Here is a 19,107-nt window from a genome sequence, read left to right on the forward strand (position 1 = left end):
TGAACGAACTTTGACAAGATTAGGCTGATGATTGTGCAGCCTAATTTTCAAACGGCAATAAATGACCCACCCATCATCCATTTAAACACATCAGTGAGATAGCACTCACACTGCGTGATATATATTAAATTCGTTTCAACAAAAGGTTGATATTCATCACCAAAATATTATGTATATCCCCCTACCATAGCGCCCGAAACCATTACATTATTCTAATTCGAGCCTTATTCTATGAAAAAGCAGTTACTTACTTCTGCCATACTTCTTGCGTTAAGTGGTACTACATTTGCGGCTGACGGCGATATTACCGATGTCACGATTTTGGGCACCTCTGACATTCATGGCCATTTCATGCCTTGGGACTACGCAAGCGACAAGCTAAATATGCGTGGTAGCCTTAGCCAAATAGCAACCAAAGTGAAGCAAGTTCGCCAAGAGCAAGATAACGTCATCTTGGTAGATGCTGGCGATACGATTCAAGGTAACTTTGTCGAGACATTTAAAGATGAACCTGTTGATCCTATGATGCTAGGTTTCAACGAAATGTCTTACGATGTATGGGTATTAGGTAACCACGAATTCGATTTCGGCTTAAAAGTGCTAAACCGTTCATTATCGCAATTTGAAGGCCAATCATTGGGTGGCAACATTAAACGTGCAGATGGTAACCCTTTCCTTCCCGCTCATACCATCATCGAACGTAACGGCATTAAAATTGGTGTTATCGGCATGGATACACCGATGACTGCTGTTTTTGCAGAAGGGACTAACCGTCTTGATGGCATGACATTCACTAATCCATCGCTTGAAGTCAAAAAAGTGATCAAGCAAATCGACGATAAAGTTGATGCGATTGTGTTAGTTGCACACATGGGGCTAGATAACGAAAACAACATTAAAGACACTGGTGTAACCGATATCGCCAATGCCAACCCTGAAATTGATGCGATTGTTGCAGGCCACATGCATACCCGTATCGACAAAGCTGTCGTTAATGGCGTGATCATCACTGAACCAGACAAATATGGCCGTGCCCTTTCACGCATTGATCTTCAATTTGAAGAACGTGATGGTAAATTTACGCTAGTTAATAAAGACAGCTTTACCTATAAGATCAAAGGCACTGATTCTGATAAGAAGATGGAAAGCCTTTACGCCCCGTATCACAAGCGCTTACGTGAAAATGCTAACCGTGTAGTGGCAGAACTTACTGGGACTGATCTGGTACCAGAAAACGAAATCAAAGGCATTCCACAGGTTCACATTCAAGACACTGGCATTAGTGCGCTATACCAAGAAGCCAGCATGCACTACGCGCCAATGGCAAACGTGATTGCACTGCAAATCGATAACGACAAAGCTGAGCTAGATGTGGGCCAAATCAAAGCCAAAGACATTGCTTACAACTACCAATACGCTGGCGGTGAAATCACTGTTTATGAAATGACAGGTAAAGAGCTGAAAACCTACATGGAATGGTCGGCTGGCTACTTTAACAGCGTGAAAGACGGCGATGTTACTTATAGCTTTAACCCTGAGCGCCGCGCATCAAAATACTCCACCAACGACTTCTTTGCTGGTGTCACTTACACCATCGATTTAACTGAGCCTGCTGGTAAGCGTATTAAAGATCTGAAGTTTGCTGATAACAGTATGATCACAGATACTACACCGATTCGCCTTGGCATGAATAGTTACCGCATGGGCCACTTAACCAAAGCAGGTGGCGTATTGGAAGGTCGTAAATTCCCTGTTCTTTTTGATACTGAAGAAAAGTTTGGCGAAGAAGACGGTACAATTCGTAACTTAACCATCAAATACTTAACTGACGTTAAGCATGGTCAATACGAAGGTAAACCCATGCATCGCTGGCATTTAGCAGGACTAACGGGGTTTGAAAAAGAAGCGAAAGTCGTTAAAGATCTTGTGAATAGTGGCAAAATCTCAGTACCAACCAGTGACGATGGTCGTTATACCAATGTGGCTGCTATCAATGTAAAAGATAAAATCTTTAGCAGCAAAGCCAGCATGGAAAAAGCGCTAGCGGGCTTACAACAAACGATTAAAACAGCGAAAACAGACGTTGAGAAGCAAGCAGCTCAGCGTGATATCGTTCTAATCGAAAACTTGAATAGCTTTTAATAAGTAGCATTTTATCAAGTTGTATTTTATTGAGTTGAAATAAGCTGACGCTTTTCAAGCGAGAGCCTTAGCAACCGATTAAACACATAAAAATCCCCGTCACTAAACAGTGCGGGGATTTTTTATATTTAATTTTTACTCTTTATTATTGCCGATTACGCAATAGCAACTTCTGGTGCGACGTATGGCATATCTAATGCCTCAGAAACTTCTTCACAAGTAATCTGACCACGGTACACATTCAAGCCGTTTAGCAGATGCTTATCATCTTGTAGTGCTTGTTTGTAGCCTTTGTCTGCTAGTTGAAGAATGTATGGCAGCGTTACATTGTTCAGTGCAAACGTTGAAGTACGTGCAACCGCACCTGGCATGTTAGCTACACAGTAGTGAACAACGTCATCAACAATGTATGTTGGGTCACTGTGCGTGGTGGCGTGCGATGTTTCAACACAACCCCCTTGGTCGATAGCAACATCTACAATTGCAGCACCAGGTTTCATCGCTTTAATCATTTCAGCAGTAACCAGTTTTGGTGCTGCTGCGCCTGCTACCAGTACACCACCGATAACAAGATCCGCTTCTAGTACGTGTTTTTCAATCGCATCTTTGGTTGAGTAAACACACTGAACGTCACCGCCAAACTGCGCATCTAACTGGCGCAGTACATCGATATTACGGTCAAGCACTACAACGTTTGCACGTAAGCCAACCGCCATTTGTGCTGCATTTGCACCAACTACACCACCACCGATAATCACTACTTTTGCAGGCTCTACACCAGGTACGCCACCTAGTAGCATGCCGCGGCCGCCTTTTGATTTTTCTAGGGCAAAAGCACCGGCTTGAATAGACATACGACCAGCAACTTCAGACATAGGTGCAAGAAGCGGTAGACGGCCTTGGTTATCAGTTACTGTTTCGTAAGCGATACATACCGCTTTACTGTTAATAAGATCAATCGTTTGTTCTGGATCTGGGGCAAGGTGAAGGTAAGTAAATAGGATTTGACCTTCGCGGAGCATCGCACGCTCAACAGCCTGCGGTTCTTTAACTTTAACAATCATTTCAGCTTCAGCGAAAACATCTGTAGCTGTTGGCAGAATTTGTGCGCCTGCATCGATATAGTCTTGATCACTAAAACCGATACCGGAACCCGCTAGCGTTTCTACATATACTTTATGGCCATGCGCTACTGCTTCACTTACAGATGCTGGAACCATACCCACACGGTATTCATGAACTTTAATTTCCTTAGGTACGCCAATAATCATCTTTAGTTTCCTTGCTGCCTTGTTTAAAAGTTATATACACAATAAAGAAAAAAACTTGGAATGTGGCACTAAATTTTAACCATTAGGCAACAAATGAAACTGGGATTTTATTCCACAGCAGTATGATCAACCAAGTTTGAAGTCAGTCACACAAGAAAAAACCACCTTAAAGCAACAAACCAGACCAGATGACCAGGCTTGAACAATAAACCAGACACTAAAACCACCAATAAGGTATTATTTGGCATTAACCACCTTTATATAATGCTATTTTTTTGTCTTTTTATCGGTCTAATCACACTATTAGAAGAATAATATTGCGCATAACTGCCACACCAAGCTAGTGAACATGCTTAGCTGTAACTTACATATAAGTGTCAAATAGTAATAAGCCTTTTCATATTATTAACAAATAATCTCAATAGGTAATTGACGTTCAATGAATACAAATCAAAGCGGTATCATAGGATGATAACCTGTATCCTTGTTAAACATCACCGACACCATTCCCTTGGCGCATAACAGTTCAGCAAGCCAGCTCAGGAAAGAACAAAAATCTACCCACATTAAAGGCTTCAACATTTTTCCTCACACATAAAAAAACCACCGCGATAAATCAGCAGTGGTTTCTATTTAAGACTGTTTTATAAAAAGCAATGAATGCTTACTCGTCAAAATCCCAAGGCATGTCAGGTAACGAGTCTAGGTTTTCACTATAGCGCTTCAGATCGAAAGTGCCTTCGTTCTTTGCTACATCAAACACTTCCACAGAAAGCGCACAGGCAATCATTTCTAATGCTTCTTCACGCGGTGTGCCTGTCATCACTAAGCGCATCAATGTTTCTTTTACTTTTACTGGGTTACCTTCAGCCAATTGATTCTCAACGGCTTCAACAAGCATTTCGCCTGTCATAATGTCTTCGTTTTGCATACTTCGCCTATAACTCCCCTTAATATGGGGCAGATAGTCACACTTAGAGTCCACGGCCAGCACGGCTGCTACGTCCATTCATATAATCTTGTCGAAACGTCCAGTCCAAACGATCACAAATCCCACGATATGGCTCTTGCTTTATACCGAGCATTACCGCATTTTGTGAACAATATTCCGAACGTCCCAACTCATAGCCGTCACTATAGGCTTGATAGCCAGTAGCTTGCAATGACTTAGTTGTATCCCGCCCTTGTAAGTTACTTTCTGAATCTTTTAGCATCCCTGCAATTGCCACTTCATAGCCATATTCTTTCCACTCGTTGTCATCGTTAAATGCGAGCTGGGGCTGTAAAGCACACCCCGAAAGTAACATGCCCACGAATATGGGCAGCAGCCATTTGTTCATACCTTCTCCTTGTAATATGATGCGCATTGATACCATTACGCAATCATGCGGTTAAGCAGCACTTGCGCTTCTTCCATCGATGAAAATGAATCATGAACGTCTACGTTCCATTGCGGCAGTTCAGGGTTCACCAAAATTGTTGGCAAACCTGCAGATAGTGAAGAAGTGATCCCCGTAAGGCTGTCTTCTACTGCTATCACACGATCGGGTTGCTCATTTAATTGCTTACAAGCCAATTGATAAATCTCTGGAGACGGCTTGTTATTCGCGACATCTTGCCCTGTAACCACCCCGTCAAATAGCGACAACCAGCCTAAGCGCTCTAAAATGCCTTCTACATATTCTCGCGGTGAGCCAGTCACGACCATTAACGGGCACTGACCATGCAACTGCTTGAGTGCATTATCTACACCTGGCATTGCTGGGATATGCCCTTTTTGCAGCATTTCGCGGGTTAGCGCTTCCATATCATGCAAAATATGATGGATTTCTTGAGTCAATGAAAATTGATTTTTCATCTCTGCCGCAACTTTAGGCCAAGGCAGCCCTGCGTAATGCGATAAAAATTGAGGTTGTGAAATATCGCCCCCTACAGAGGCAAGATAGTTAGACCAATTCTGTGCGTGGAAAACTTCTGAATCTATCAATGTACCATCAAAATCGAAACAAATAGCCTGCATACATTCGCCTTATCATTATGGTTTTAGTTATCTTTAGCATCACTCACATAAAAGTATAACGGAACTCAGCTAACGAAATCTTGCTGACCGCGTAAATAGAAGGAAAAATAGAAAAACCACGGCCGATGACACACCGTGGTTTGTTATGTAGTAGCGTTACTATGCAGAAACGGTTTTATGTTGAGGTAAGCCGATAGAGATCAATGTCGTGACAACTAAGAAACCGAAGGATACCCACAGACATGCCGCTAGGCCTGCTTCTTGGTACACCCAGCCTGACAAGATCGTCCCGATTAAGCGCCCCATCGCATTGGCCATATAGTAAAAACCGACATCTAGAGACACCCCATCACCTTCGGCGTAACTCACAATGAGGTATGAGTGCAGCGATGAATTAACTGCAAATACAGCGCCAAACACCAATAATCCGAACGCTATCGTGAATTGTGGTTGCCAATTATATTCAACCCCCAAAGCTATGGCACCCGTAATCAAGGCCAATACAGCGACCCAAACCATGGCAACACGCCCATCAGGCACCACACCTTGTGCCTTGCCTGTAATGCGCGGCGCAAAACCTTGCACAAAACCATAAGCGATCACCCAAAGAGCAAGGAAACCACCCACCCATAAATGCTCCCAACCAAACACTTGCCCTAGGTAAATAGGAAGCGCGACCACAAACCAGACATCACGCGCACCGAACAAAAACATTCGAGCAGTTGACAAGATATTAATGCTACGACTCTTAGAGAAAATCTCTTTAAACTTGATGGCTTTTTTGGCTTTACCTAAGTCTTTTTCAAGCCAAGTCAAGCTCATGATGAGTACAGCCACCAGCACAGATCCCATTAGCACAACCGCACCTTGGAAGCCGAGCCAAGCCAGCAAGAGTCCACCTAAGAAGAAACCTGCACCTTTCAGGGCATTTTTCGACCCCGTCAGAATGGCAATCCACTTGTACAGCGCACCTTGTTGATCGTTCGGCACTAAGGTTTTGATCGCGCTTTTCGCACTCATCTTATTGAGATCTTTCGCTATTCCTGAAAGCGCTTGCGCGAGCATAACCCACAACACAGTCAGTGAATCAGCAGGTACGGCGAGCATGAACAAGGCCGAGACCTGCATGGCTAAACCAATATTCATGGTTTTATTTAAGCCAAGTCGCGCCCCCAGCCAACCACCAATAAGGTTAGTGACGACACCGAAGAACTCATAAAACAAGAATAAAGACGCTATTTGCAGCGGTGTGTAACCCAAGTGATGAAAGTGCAACACCACTAGCATGCGTAACGCGCCATCGGTAACGGTAAAATTCCAGTAATTAAACGTTACCAAGATGTATTGGCGCACTTGCTGGGGTAATTGCGAAAAAGTCGCGATCATGTCTATGCCTTTTAACTCAACTAAGTATATCTACTTAATTTATGCGCCCACTTTACGGATGAGTTCAGCGGTACGTGTTGCGTAGCCCATTTCGTTGTCATACCACGCGTATACTTTTACCATACGGTTATTCACAACCATGGTAGACAGCGCATCAACGATGGTTGAGCGCTGGTCACCTTTATAGTCAATCGATACGAGAGGACGCGCTTCAAAACCGAGTACACCTTTCATTTCACCTGCTGCAGCTTCTTGCAGTAACGCATTAACTTCTTCCACAGTCGTATCACGACTCACATCAAAAATAATGTCGGTCAGCGAGGCATTTGCTAATGGTACACGTACCGCATGACCGTTAATTTTGCCTGCCAGTTCAGGGAAAATTTCAACAATCGCCGTCGCGGAACCTGTTGTGGTCGGGATCAAACTCATGCCACAAGCACGAGCACGGCGAAGATCTTTATGCGGGGCATCCAAAATTGTTTGGGTGTTGGTTAAATCATGAATTGTCGTAAATGAAGACTGCTCAATACCTAGCTTTTCATGAATCACTTTCACAATTGGGGCAATACAGTTAGTGGTACAGGATGCCGCTGTCACAATTTGGTGCAGTGCAGGATCGTAGAGGTTGTCGTTCACACCAACGACCACATTAAGAACACCCGCTTCTTTTACAGGGGCAGACACCACAACGCGTTTCACGCCTTGATCTAAATATTTTTGTAATAACGCTTTCTTACGGTGCACACCTGTCGCTTCTAGCACCACATCACAACCAGACCAGTCTACCGCATCAATATCACGTTCTTGAGTACAGGTTATACGCTGGCCATTGGCAATAATGGTATTGCCATCAACCGTTACCGCATGCTCCCAGCGTCCTTGAATAGAATCAAATTCCAATAAATGCCCTAAAGTGACAGCGTCACCTGCAACATCATTGATTTGTACAAACTCAACCTCTTTCCAATTAAATGCTGCACGCAATGCTAAGCGCCCAATACGACCAAAACCATTGATCCCAACTTTAATAGCCATGTGATTCCCTTTTCAGTATTTAACAAGTAACTGCCATTACATGCGAATTATCATATATACGATAATTCATATGTACAACCTTATTCCGACTTTTTCGTAATCATTTTTAATGATTTAAGTAAAAACAACAGGCTACAAAGGACAAAATAGCACCGCCAACACCTGTAAAAACAACAAATATGTGCGCTAAGCCAAGCTCAATCGATACATTCATTCGCTAAGCCGTGGGAAAATTCGCAAAATATGAACGCAGCCAATATCAGTCGGACAAATGTCCTTAAGATAATAGAAGCAATTTCCTACACTAGCGCCATACCAATAATCACCCAAGGACATACATAATGGACTTTATCGCTTGGTTCGATATCAATAACACTCTTATCAACATCCCTATTGGTGGCGGCTACGCTATGTCGTGGATTGAAGCCATCGGGACAATTTTTGGCTTACTATGCATTTGGAATGCCAGCCAAGAAAAAACGATTAACTACTTATTCGGCCTGATTAATGTCACGTTATTTGCCATTATTTTTTACCAAATTCAGTTATATGGCATTTTGCTACTGCAACTATTTTTCTTTTGCGCCAACCTTTATGGCTGGTACGCATGGACTAGACCTGCATCTGAAAATGGCGACATGCTTGAAGTACGTTGGCTCAGCAAACAAAAACTCTCTTACACTGTTGCGGTAAGCGTATTGGCCATAGGCCTCATGACAATGTACATCGACCCCTTCTTCTTAGCATTGGCCAACATCAGTGTAGATGGCTTGAATCTTCTGGGTGCAGACTTAGCCCGTCCAACGCTAGAGCCTGATGCATTCCCGTTCTGGGATTCCGTTATGACAGTGCTTTCTGTGGTCGCTCAAATCTTAATGACCCGTAAATATGTTGAGAACTGGATTTTATGGGTCGTGATCAACATTATTAGTGTGGGTATTTATGCCGCTCAGGGGGTTTATGCGCTATCTATCGAATACGCTATTTTACTATTCATTGCGATGAACGGTACTCGCACTTGGATGGGGACAGCAAAACAGAACCAAAATAAAACAACTGAAACAGCGAACGAGTTAGCGTAATGAGCAACAACATCCAACAACCCCATATCGCTGTTAGCATTGCTGATGTTTCCGAAAAAGTGATCGTCTGTGGTGAGCCCGATAGAGTTAATAGAATCGCTAAGTTACTCGATAATAGCGAACAACTGGCTAATAACCGCGAATACCGAGTTGTTAGCGGTTATTACCAAGGCCAAAAAATCACGATTTGCAGCACGGGTATAGGTGCACCATCGGCAATTATTGCGCTTGAAGAATTAGCCTTGTGTGGCGCAAAGTATCTGGTTCGCGTTGGCTCTGCTGGCGCACTGCAACGTCACATTCAACTAGGTGAATTGATTATTGCTGAAGGTGCTGTGCGTGATGAAGGTGGTTCTAAGGCCTATATAGGCAATACTTACCCAGCTGTTGCTAGTCGTACTTTAACTGCAGGAATAGAAGGTTATTTACACCAACATAACTACCCTGCTCATTACGGCATAGTGCGTTCACACGACAGTTTCTACACCGACGACGAAGATGCTCTCTGCGAACATTGGAGTCGAAAAGGTGTGTTAGGTGCAGATATGGAAACATCGGCTTTATTCACGGTAGGAAGGCTACGCGGCCTGCAAGTTGCTTCTATTTTGAATAATGTTGTGCTCTACCAGCAAGATGTTCAAGAAGGTGTCAGTGAGTACGCCAATGCAAATGACACCATGCAAAAAGGCGAAATAATGGCAGCGAAAGCCGCTCTATCTGCACTTTGCAGTATGACTTCGTAACCAAATGCTAAATAACTAAACAGATAGAGCCCACACGTTGGGCTTTATTTGTTTTAGTGAACAAATAACACTGCGTCTATCAGTGCTGGTAGCTCTCTTGCTATTTTCTTTCGGCAGCGATAATAACAAGGAAATGTAAAAAATAAAGTTATCATTTTCATCTATTTAATGAGGCGTAACCAAGAATTCCGGATTGAATATGCTTCAAAAGCAGAGCTTTGTTAATGTGTGTTTTTTATAATCTTAAGTATTTAGGATATGAACATCATGTCTTCTGCGAAAAGCATAGTGACTATAAACGTAAGGCGTACCAAGCAGCTTGGTGAAACAACGTTAGGTAAATTAACAATAGAAGGTAAGAACAAAAGTTGGTTTGTCTTAGAACCAACTGGTCCTGATTCAACTGAAGAAGGTTCAGATAAAAGGATCAAAGCTGGAACATATAAAGTAGTACCATATAGCTCATCTAAATACCCTAATGTGTATGAATTAAAAAATGTACCAGGGAGGTCATTCATACTTATCCATGCTGGAAATTATCATAAAGATACGCTTGGGTGTTTGATGCCAGGAAAGACTTGGGGAAGTGTTGGCGATAAACATTATTATGTGGGTAATAGTAAAGCGGCACTAAAAGAAATTTTCTCTGAAATAGCAAATAATCAAAATATTCAAATAAAAATAACCAATCACCTTGAGGAGTAGTCTATGTTGAAGAAACAACTAATATTACTTTTATTCCTCATTGTTGCAACGCCTGCTTTCGCTTTGTCAGCAAAGGTTAAGCTAAATCATACATGGATGAATGATAACTACCAATCAATACAGCTTCAATTACAAGGTGGTGAAGACTTTTCAGTTATACCATTGATAAATACATTGGTTGAAATATGGTTGAAACGAGATGGTGCTATTTCTGGTGAGGTTTCTCCATTAATTGTCGTGGCGCTAGTAAATAATGCTGAACCTACATTAACTCTTCTTTCAGAGCATCCAGAATCATTTGAAAAATGGCTTAATGAGCTAGAAGGAATGGTTTTTACAGATCATGTTGGAACTGAATCTGGAAAACTAAAAAAGCTGAAATATAATGCAGTTGAATCAATGCGAACTTATTCTGCAGGTGGGAGGCCTGAACTGGTTGTATATGCAGAGCAGTTAATTCGACGGCTTGAGAGTATATCCGTTCGAGCTGTAGATTAGCCCTGGGTATAAGAATCCAAGAAAATACTAGGTAATCAAGGTGATACGTTACACTCGGCGGTTTTGGTATGAAGTTCGGTGTGCTTTGCTGGTTCAGTGGGGCACACCTTATTGCAAGTGGTAGCTGTATCTGTGATCGGCGCAACAATGCAGTTCTACTGATACATGTATCATTTTGCACCTCCTTAGTTCTAACCTCCGTTTCACCACTTACTATGCAGTTGAAGCCTTACCAAACAGGTCGATTTACCGAAACCTTAAACGCGCTCTATGAAGATTTTCGTAACGCTTTTTACCAGTGTCACCTTTACAGTCGATTTTACCAAGCTGGCGAAGCAATACTGCAACAAGGTCAGCCTGTCAAACACATCTATCTTGTGTCTGTAGGCCGAGTATCGATGCACATCTCAGCAATGAATGCTCGGTGCTTTCAATTAGGTGAGGTGGACTGCGATCATCATATTTTTGGCGAAATGGAACTATTTTCTCAAACGGCATGCCAATGGAATGTCGTGGCAGAAGAACAGCTAGAAGTTGACGTTATTTGTTTAAAGTCTGTTGCCGAACTCATCACTCACCGTCCTGAATTCGCCCTATTTTTTGCCAGCGCTCTAGCAAATGACTACCAAGATTCATTAGATATTTATACCTATCGATTATTACACTCCATTACGTACAACATTGCGTATGACTTATGGCACCGCTACCAAGAGAAGGTCATCTTGGGCTCATTTGATAAAGCCGAGCAAGAAGCCGAGCGCTTTGGTACATCAAGCCGAGTGTATCGTCGCGCTGTTAAAGAATTAATCGATAAGGGCTTAATCTCGAAAACCAACGGGGAAATAAAAATCGTTGATATTGAAGCGCTCAAATCCTTCATTTTTGACTGTGAATAATGCCAAGCTTAACCCTTCAATAACCCACAGAATAAAAATAACGCGCAGAAAAAAGCCTGACACTTTCAACTTCATCGATCAGGCTTTTATGATGGCTAAATGGCCATAGGTAGGGAAAGAACACTTAAGATAATATTAACCGCCAGCCCAAATGTAATCGGCGGAATAGTTCGCTTGATCAGATCAAACGGTGACACCTTTGCCATACCAGATGAAGCAACGATAACCCCAGCAACCGGTGACATCGCACGACAAGCATTGGAAGCCTGCTGCATTGGCATGACCAGATAAACACCATTGATACCCATGCCATCAGCAATTTTAGGGATCAGCTCTACGAAGGCATAGAAAGCTGCGTTACCTGAACCCGTTAAGAAGGCTACCGCCCCCGTTAAGCCAACCAGCGCCAACATCATAGCTGTAGGGCCAAAGCCAACTTGCGAGGCTGATTCGATCAGCATATTAATCGCGCCGATAGCTTTCAGGCTCTGAGCAAACACCCCCGCACCAACCAGAATTAAAACCACAGGCAGCGCATCTTCCATCCCTTTAACAATCGCACTCATACCGTCCATGGCTATACGACCACTGCGATGACGAATCGCCTCCAAAGCCATCGCTGTAAACAAACATAGAATAGCGATAGTACCAATGTTCATGGTGACGCCTTCAATCAGCCCTAGCTCACCGCTGGTAATAATGAGCACAATAATAGGCAACATTGGCAACCAACCGTAAAAGCCCGGCGCTTTACCTTCGACTTCTGCGGTACGCACATCAACGTTTTTAAGATCGACTCTCTTAGTGTTGCCGTGTTGAAACAACCCCTCTTTCTTGTCCATATACTGCTGCCAAAAATAGTGGGCAGCCGCCATCGCGAGCATGCTTGGAATAGCCAAAGGAATTTGATACTTCAAGGTGTAGATCTCAACTGACATACCCACGTTTTCAGCCGCAATCACCGAGTCGACAGCAAGCGGCGAGAAGCTGATGGTTGCCGTCGTTGCGATAGCAGCAGCAATTGAAATAGCAGGTAACCCAAGTGCATTTAGAACGGGAAACAAAGTCGACATCAGCAAGACTGCAAGACTGGTTGCCCCAAACCCTGCTAGTGAGATAAAGCTACCAATAAGAAAAGTTACCGCTAGCAATAAATAAGGTTTATTGATACCACCAAGCAGTCTAAGTGCATTATTAATAACAATGTCGTTAGCGCCGATGTACGTCATATAACGGGCATAAGCTAACAAGGCAAACAGGATCAGCCCCATGCCACCGAAACGATTGTTGAACATTAGGTTCATCGATTCAAAAATATCCAGCCACGCATTACCACTGGATTTGGCTTCAGGTATAACGGGTAGACCCATCACAGCACAAACAGCCATTAATACCGCCGCCCCTAAAAATAGAGTGGCAATTGCGTTATATTTTTTCAAAATGGCGAATCCGACTATGGATACGACAAGTATGGAGATAAATATGCTCATTACTTCCTCATAAGCAGTGTTTAAAAACAACGAGGATGTATATCTCAGAGCATGCAACTGAATGTTGATTTATATCATGAGTTGCATATACGTATAGTGTTGCTTGCATGAAGGATCTTGTTTCTCAGTCTATGGTCACATTTTGAAACATTCGCTTAATTTTTATTAATCTCTTGCTTAAAACCAATAAAGCACAGTGATAAATCAAAAATCTTTACAAGGTATTATTTACTACTTGAACTGATTTACTATCGCGTCAATGATCGATTTTGCTTTAAATTTAACCAATCAATGACTAATCCGACATTTGTTTAAATTAATTTCCTCACACGCTCAGACGATAATGAGCTCGTTAGGCTCATCACGAGCGATTTTGGTGCCCTTAAGGGGGTATTTTGAAGGGTTTTAATCTGTTGTTTTTTCAGGATTTTAATTTCTGGTTTTTCAACGTTATCAGATGCTAGTCTGCATGAATTATTTAACGGAGTTTACCTATGCTAACGAAAAACAAATCTTTTGATCAGACAAACTTTTCTCATCAGAACTTACGTGACTCGCATTACGAAAACTGCCAATTCTATCGCTGTAATTTCGAACGTGCTGATTTAAGAGATGTACAGTTTGTTAACTGTAAATTTATAGAGCAAGGTGATATTGAAGGGTGCCAATTTAAGTATGCTGACTTACGCGATGCCAGCTTCAAACAATGCCAGCTCGCGATGGCTAACTTTTCAGGCGCAAATTGCTTTGGTATCGAGTTCAGAGAGAGTGACTTAAAAGGCACTAACTTTCAGCAAGCCAGTTTTGTTAACCATATCAGTCACAGTAGCTACTTTTGCTCTGCTTATATTACAGGTTGTAACCTTGCTTACGCCAACTTTGAGCGTCAGTGTATCGAAAAATGTGACCTGTTTGAAAACCGTTGGAATGGTGCAAACCTACTTGGCGCTTCGTTTAAAGGGTCGGATTTAAGCCGCAGTGAATTCTCTGAAGATAGCTGGGGACAGTTTAATATGGAAAATTGCGATTTAAGCCACACAGAGCTGTATGGTCTTGATCCTCGCCGTGTAAGTTTACATGGCGTTAAGATATGCGACTGGCAGCAAGCACAACTACTCGAACCACTGGGTGTCATCGTCATACCAGATTGAACACGGAAACCGCAAAACTAAAAAAGGCACGACCTGCGTGCCTTCTTACCTCTTCCTCATGCTTTCACAATAACAGCATGATCAATACCGCTTACTTAGCAAACTGCGCAATGTAATCAATGTGTGCTTGGCGAGTGAAAGCACCAGGGCGAAGCGCCTGAATTTGTGCCACTGCCATTTCCACATCCACACCACGATCTAGCATGATACGAGCTGCAATCAAACCTGTACGGCCAGATCCACCTTTACAATGTGCCACTACTGCTTCACCGTTATCTAATGCACGCTGAGCAGCCTGATTTGCTGCTGTCCAATTATCATCAAAAGCATCTGCTGGTGCACAATCATCTTCTATTGGCAGATGAAACCACGCTAAGCCCGCGGCTTTACACGCATCAGCTAATGCTTGCAGGCCATCATCAGGTAAATCATTTACTTCTAACGCAGTCAGCACTACCGTCGCCCCTTCCGCTTTCAAGTCAGCAATTGACGTTGCCAAATCAGCGTCTTTGGTACCAGGGCAAGGGGTTAACAATAACTTTCCGCTATCGGCGAAAGGCAGTATCCAAAATGGGTGAGTCGACATCATTAATTCCTTTTTAACTTTTTTGCGCTAAGTAATGTTGGTACTTTTCACTTAACCCATTAAATGTACGTGCTTTACTTAATTGAGGCTTGCGACGATCTTTTAGCTGCATCAAGCGGATCTTCTCTTGATTGATCATCGCTGAATTACCATTACGTACCGTTGCTAACACATGTGTAATCCAACGGGGCAATGTGCTAGGAAAATGATAGTAGATCCACTGCCCTTCACGGTGATCATTTAAAATGCCGGCATCGCGTAATAAGGCTAAATGGCGTGACACTTTAGGTTGGCTCACTTCTAATACTTTCGTTAGATCACTCACCGACAAAGCATATTCATCTTCAATCAACATTAATATGCGTAATCGCAGTGGATCACTCATGATCTTGAACAGTTCAACAGGGCCAATTGACGCCGAATCTTGCTCACCATTCAGCAAAAGAAACAGTGCTATTTTGGCTTTAAGCTGCTCTGCTGTTTCAAAAAAACTTTCACTACCTGTTTGCTGTTTAGGGTCTTTAAAATCCCAGTGAATAAATGCATCAGAGTCTGTAAACAGTTCACACTCGTTACTCGCTTTATCACATAAGGTGATCACAACATCAAAATGCTGATCGCGGTAAGAATCCGCTGTTACACTGGTTAAGTTATCGCTGTTAATGTCGAAGCATTCGAGCACTTCATACACACGAGGATCAACCCCTTCAGGGCGCATACCCGCGCTCATTACCATGTACTCATCACCCGCCATGTCGCGCATGATAGCCTCTGCCAATTGAGATCGTGCAGAATTACCTGTACATAGAAATAATATTCGTTTCATGATCACTCGTTACTTAGCTAACCTAGTGTAAATATTATCGTAACTACTACATATAGCAAATCACATATATGAAATTTTACATATGTATGAAACTGCGTATGAATGCTCCCCCCTCTTTTGATTGCGCTCACTGCCAATGCTGAATATAACAGTCAGGCCATATATGCCTAATCTGGTGAATTAACTAATACCCATGACTGCACTTGATGAAGCACTTGCGGATGATTTAGCAAACCCAAATGACTGATCCCTCCTGCCACCCATAGATTATCCAATGGAAAACCTAACTGCATGATATGACCTCGCGCTTCACCCAATGCACTCGCCACAGGTACGAGCCCATCACCTAACAGCCTATTTTTTTCATCGTGGATATCACTGCCTAAGCAACTTGCCGCTGCAAAACATTTTACGCTAGGAGGTAGCGGAATATGAGAAAATACACCTTGCTGTCCATCACGCCATGCTTCATGAAATATCACGCCACGGCTTAAATCACGGCTGCCATTACTGCGAACATCAGCGATAGATGTGAATGCTTTCAGTGACGGCGTATCATCAATTTGCGCATCTAGCCAACAAGCAAGCTTGGCTAAAGGTGCACCATTATGCGGACTCCCCAATGTCACTAAGGTTGTAAGTGCATTGAGCCAAGAATGATCATGCTGCTGAGCATAATGACAAGCGCTACGGCTGACTAACCCACCCATGCTATGCCCAAGTAAAACCAGTTCTTTCACCTCGCATGGCCATTCGGTTATTAGCTGATCAAGAAAATGAGAAAAGTCTTCGCCATTCTCTGAAATATGTCGACCTGTGTTATATCGCAGATAGATGGGGGTGTAGCCGAACGGCTCAAATTGGCGTCCGTGATCAACCCCTTTACGCGTCCACTGAACATCGCTCATACACCAACCATGTACACACAAGATAATCCGCGATTGTGCGTCTGGCAATTGGCGTTCTAACTGCGATTTTTCAAGAATTAAATCCTGCTTCTGGTCGCGAATTGACATGCGTTGAGCAAAGCGATGTTTTTTCTCCAATAAGGTATCACCAAACAGCCCATTTAAGGTTGCAACTACGGCAGCTGCGGGATAAGAAGAGCCACCGCTTTCAAGCAAGTTTTTAATGCTTGTGTGTGCCAACTCGGTGTTTTGTTTCAAGCGCATATTAACATCACCTAATAAGCCTTGAATTTTTTTTGAAAAATTATCCTTTGAAAACATACTTCACCCCGAGCGAGATAATGCGATTAAAATAAAACATTAGAAGACTGTCTCATACTTCAATAGTATTAAATATAGATGATACAAAAAAGTGTCGAAGAACAAGTAAATTAGAACAGGATAGAAAGAAAGGAAAATAGAATTATGACTATGCAGGACTAGTATGGGAAATAGAATTAGAATAATCACCCTAATTTTTAAAATAAACTCAAATAGAGCTTAATCATACCGTGATTAAGCTCTATTAAACGTTATTACACCTCGTTTAATATTGATTCTTTTTGGTCGTCATGCGTTTTTATTTCCGATAAAATATCTACCGAGGCTTTTTCTGCAATCATAATCGTTGGAGCATTTGTATTTCCCCCCACTAATGTTGGCATAATAGAGGCATCTACAACTCGTAGCCCTTCAACACCGTAAACATTTAATTCACTGTCTACTACCGCCATATTATCCGTACCCATTTTGCACGTACCTACAGGGTGATAAATAGACTCTGCTTTACGGCGAATAAATGCGCGTAAGTCATCGTCTGATTGTACATTTTTACCGGGAAAGACCTCTTCACCACGGAAACGGTCAAAGGACGGCTGGGCAAGTATTTGACGTGATAACTTAATCCCTTTCAACATAACTTCGATATCTTCAGGATCCGATAAGTAGCCTGCATTTATTTTCACAGCATCATGAGGGTTCGCGGTGACCAAAGTCAGATCACCTCGACTTTTAGGTCGTAAATTACAGGCGTGTAAAGAGTAACCATGACGTACGGTTTGCCATAAATTCAAACCGTGATTATCAAGAAAACAAGGGGAAAAATGGAATTGAACATCAGGCTCTGCGAGATCTGACGAGGTTTTAGCAAAGCCACCAGCCTCTGCGATATTCGTCGTGAAATTTCCTTTTCTAAACAGCAAATAATCGACTACACCTTTGAGTGACCGCAATAACGCTACGGGTGAAAACCCTACGGAATGGAAGGTCTTCTCCCGGGTCACCACTAAAGCATCTAGATGATCTTGAAGGTTTTTTCCAACACCAGGTAAATGTTGCACACAATCTATACCTAATTTTTCGAGTTCTGTTTTATCACCTATACCAGAGAGCATCAGTAATTGCGGGCTATTAATTGCCCCCCCGCTGAGAATAACTTCTCGCTTCGCGTTTATGACATCGCGCTTACCGTCTTTTTCATACTCGATACCAATCGCGACCTTATTGTTAAACAACACCTTAGTGGTTAAAGCATCCGTTATAATCACTAAATTTGGCCTTGTTTCGCTTGGGCGCAAATATCCAACCGCAGAACTACATCGCTGGCCGTTTATTTGAGTCACTTGATAGTAACCCACCCCTTCTTGGTTAACGCCATTAAAATCAGGATTGTACTGGTGTCCTGCTTGCTTAGCTGCGGCAACAAATGCCACAGATAATGGATTTTTCACCCGTAAATCATCAACATTAAGAGGTCCACCAGTACCATGATAGGTATCTCCTCCACGCATTTGATTTTGTGCTTTTTTAAAGTAAGGTAGCACCTCGTTGTACGACCAACCTTTATTACCAAGACTAGCCCAATGATCATAATCCCATGCATGCCCACGTATGTAGCACATAGCATTTGACGCACTACTCCCACCTAGGGTTTTACCACGCGGCCAAAATAGCTGACGATTATTTAATTCTTTCTCAGACTCTGTGTAATAACGCCAATTCATTTTTTTTGAGTGCATCATTCCAATTAACCCTAAAGGAACATGCACTAAAAAACTATTATCTTTAGGCCCAGCTTCAACCAAACAAACCTTTATTTTTGGGTCTTCAGATAAACGGTTTGCCAGTGTACAACCGGCAGAGCCAGCACCCACAATGATATAGTCGAACATTATTCTTTCTCCATCCTTGAAAAGCGCCAGCTCATTTTGAAGTTATCGATAAATTAATAATAGATTAATTCTAGTTTCTTTTTGATCTATGTCTGCTTTATCTTTGCATTAAATTGAAAACACGATATGAAACAAATTTAAAAGGTGATCTATTT

Annotated in this window: 18 protein-coding genes; 7 read left to right on the forward strand and 11 right to left on the reverse strand. The window is 42.5% G+C overall.

Annotation, left to right across the window (positions count from 1 at the left end; translation table 11 throughout):
- The first annotated feature begins 231 nt into the window (after window positions 1–231).
- Window positions 232–2,142, forward strand: a complete 1,911-nt coding sequence (locus tag L4C35_RS02515; RefSeq protein ID WP_428461395.1) for a bifunctional metallophosphatase/5'-nucleotidase — start codon at window positions 232–234, stop codon at window positions 2,140–2,142.
- A 155-nt stretch (window positions 2,143–2,297) separates the two neighbouring features.
- Here the strand turns inward: L4C35_RS02515 and ald are convergent, their stop codons facing one another.
- The 6 genes from ald to L4C35_RS02545 all read right to left on the reverse strand — a co-directional run bounded on the left by ald (window position 2,298) and on the right by L4C35_RS02545 (window position 7,857).
- Window positions 2,298–3,413 carry an alanine dehydrogenase gene (ald, locus tag L4C35_RS02520; RefSeq protein WP_428461396.1) on the reverse strand — a complete coding sequence of 372 codons (1,116 nt, stop codon included), beginning with the start codon at window positions 3,411–3,413 and terminating at the stop codon, window positions 2,298–2,300.
- A gap of 664 nt (window positions 3,414–4,077) precedes the next feature.
- Window positions 4,078–4,344 carry a hypothetical protein gene (locus L4C35_RS02525; RefSeq protein ID WP_048897191.1) on the reverse strand — a complete coding sequence of 89 codons (267 nt, stop codon included), beginning with the start codon at window positions 4,342–4,344 and terminating at the stop codon, window positions 4,078–4,080.
- A 43-nt stretch (window positions 4,345–4,387) separates the two neighbouring features.
- Window positions 4,388–4,753 (reverse strand): DUF2799 domain-containing protein, encoded by a 366-nt coding sequence (locus L4C35_RS02530; protein ID WP_428461397.1) that lies wholly within the window; start codon window positions 4,751–4,753, stop codon window positions 4,388–4,390.
- Window positions 4,754–4,788: 35 nt separating this feature from the next.
- Complete coding sequence (locus L4C35_RS02535; protein WP_428461398.1) at window positions 4,789–5,433, reverse strand: HAD family hydrolase; 645 nt, start codon at window positions 5,431–5,433, stop codon at window positions 4,789–4,791.
- Window positions 5,434–5,592: 159 nt separating this feature from the next.
- Complete coding sequence (gene arsJ, locus L4C35_RS02540) at window positions 5,593–6,819, reverse strand: organoarsenical effux MFS transporter ArsJ (protein ID WP_428461399.1); 1,227 nt, start codon at window positions 6,817–6,819, stop codon at window positions 5,593–5,595.
- 39 nt (window positions 6,820–6,858) lie between these two features.
- Window positions 6,859–7,857 (reverse strand): ArsJ-associated glyceraldehyde-3-phosphate dehydrogenase, encoded by a 999-nt coding sequence (locus tag L4C35_RS02545; RefSeq protein WP_428461400.1) that lies wholly within the window; start codon window positions 7,855–7,857, stop codon window positions 6,859–6,861.
- Window positions 7,858–8,198: 341 nt separating this feature from the next.
- On the opposite strand from L4C35_RS02545, the gene pnuC reads away from it, so the two are divergent.
- From pnuC to L4C35_RS02570, 5 genes are all read left to right on the forward strand, one after another.
- Window positions 8,199–8,939 (forward strand): nicotinamide riboside transporter PnuC, encoded by a 741-nt coding sequence (gene pnuC / locus L4C35_RS02550; RefSeq protein ID WP_428461401.1) that lies wholly within the window; start codon window positions 8,199–8,201, stop codon window positions 8,937–8,939.
- Window positions 8,939–9,682, forward strand: a complete 744-nt coding sequence (locus L4C35_RS02555) for a nucleoside phosphorylase (protein WP_428461402.1) — start codon at window positions 8,939–8,941, stop codon at window positions 9,680–9,682. Before pnuC ends, L4C35_RS02555 begins: the two co-directional genes overlap by 1 nt.
- Window positions 9,683–9,949: 267 nt before the next feature.
- Window positions 9,950–10,387 (forward strand): DUF5675 family protein, encoded by a 438-nt coding sequence (locus tag L4C35_RS02560; protein WP_428461403.1) that lies wholly within the window; start codon window positions 9,950–9,952, stop codon window positions 10,385–10,387.
- A 3-nt stretch (window positions 10,388–10,390) separates the two neighbouring features.
- Window positions 10,391–10,885 carry a hypothetical protein gene (locus L4C35_RS02565; protein ID WP_428461404.1) on the forward strand — a complete coding sequence of 165 codons (495 nt, stop codon included), beginning with the start codon at window positions 10,391–10,393 and terminating at the stop codon, window positions 10,883–10,885.
- A gap of 215 nt (window positions 10,886–11,100) precedes the next feature.
- Window positions 11,101–11,781: a Crp/Fnr family transcriptional regulator gene (locus L4C35_RS02570; protein WP_428461405.1), complete on the forward strand. Its 681-nt coding sequence runs from the start codon at window positions 11,101–11,103 to the stop codon at window positions 11,779–11,781.
- 95 nt (window positions 11,782–11,876) lie between these two features.
- Here L4C35_RS02570 and dcuC read toward each other — a convergent pair whose 3' ends face one another.
- Complete coding sequence (dcuC, locus tag L4C35_RS02575; protein ID WP_428461406.1) at window positions 11,877–13,271, reverse strand: C4-dicarboxylate transporter DcuC; 1,395 nt, start codon at window positions 13,269–13,271, stop codon at window positions 11,877–11,879.
- 494 nt (window positions 13,272–13,765) lie between these two features.
- Here dcuC and L4C35_RS02580 point away from each other — a divergent pair, with 494 nt between their 5' ends.
- Window positions 13,766–14,422 (forward strand): Qnr family pentapeptide repeat protein, encoded by a 657-nt coding sequence (locus L4C35_RS02580; protein WP_428461407.1) that lies wholly within the window; start codon window positions 13,766–13,768, stop codon window positions 14,420–14,422.
- 91 nt (window positions 14,423–14,513) lie between these two features.
- Here L4C35_RS02580 and L4C35_RS02585 read toward each other — a convergent pair whose 3' ends face one another.
- From L4C35_RS02585 to L4C35_RS02600, 4 genes are all read right to left on the reverse strand, one after another.
- Window positions 14,514–15,011, reverse strand: coding sequence for a phosphatase domain-containing putative toxin (locus L4C35_RS02585; protein WP_428461408.1), 498 nt, complete (start codon window positions 15,009–15,011; stop codon window positions 14,514–14,516).
- A 10-nt stretch (window positions 15,012–15,021) separates the two neighbouring features.
- The gene (locus L4C35_RS02590) at window positions 15,022–15,840 is read right to left on the reverse strand and encodes a metalloregulator ArsR/SmtB family transcription factor (protein ID WP_428461409.1); all 819 of its coding nucleotides are present in this window, start codon (window positions 15,838–15,840) and stop codon (window positions 15,022–15,024) included.
- A gap of 161 nt (window positions 15,841–16,001) precedes the next feature.
- Window positions 16,002–17,006, reverse strand: a complete 1,005-nt coding sequence (locus L4C35_RS02595) for a PGAP1-like alpha/beta domain-containing protein (protein ID WP_428461410.1) — start codon at window positions 17,004–17,006, stop codon at window positions 16,002–16,004.
- A gap of 311 nt (window positions 17,007–17,317) precedes the next feature.
- Window positions 17,318–18,952, reverse strand: coding sequence for a GMC family oxidoreductase (locus tag L4C35_RS02600; protein ID WP_428461411.1), 1,635 nt, complete (start codon window positions 18,950–18,952; stop codon window positions 17,318–17,320).
- Between the last annotated feature and the right edge of the window lie 155 nt (window positions 18,953–19,107).

The organism is Photobacterium kagoshimensis, assembly GCF_050337045.1.
GTDB classification, from domain to species: domain Bacteria; phylum Pseudomonadota; class Gammaproteobacteria; order Enterobacterales; family Vibrionaceae; genus Photobacterium; species Photobacterium kagoshimensis.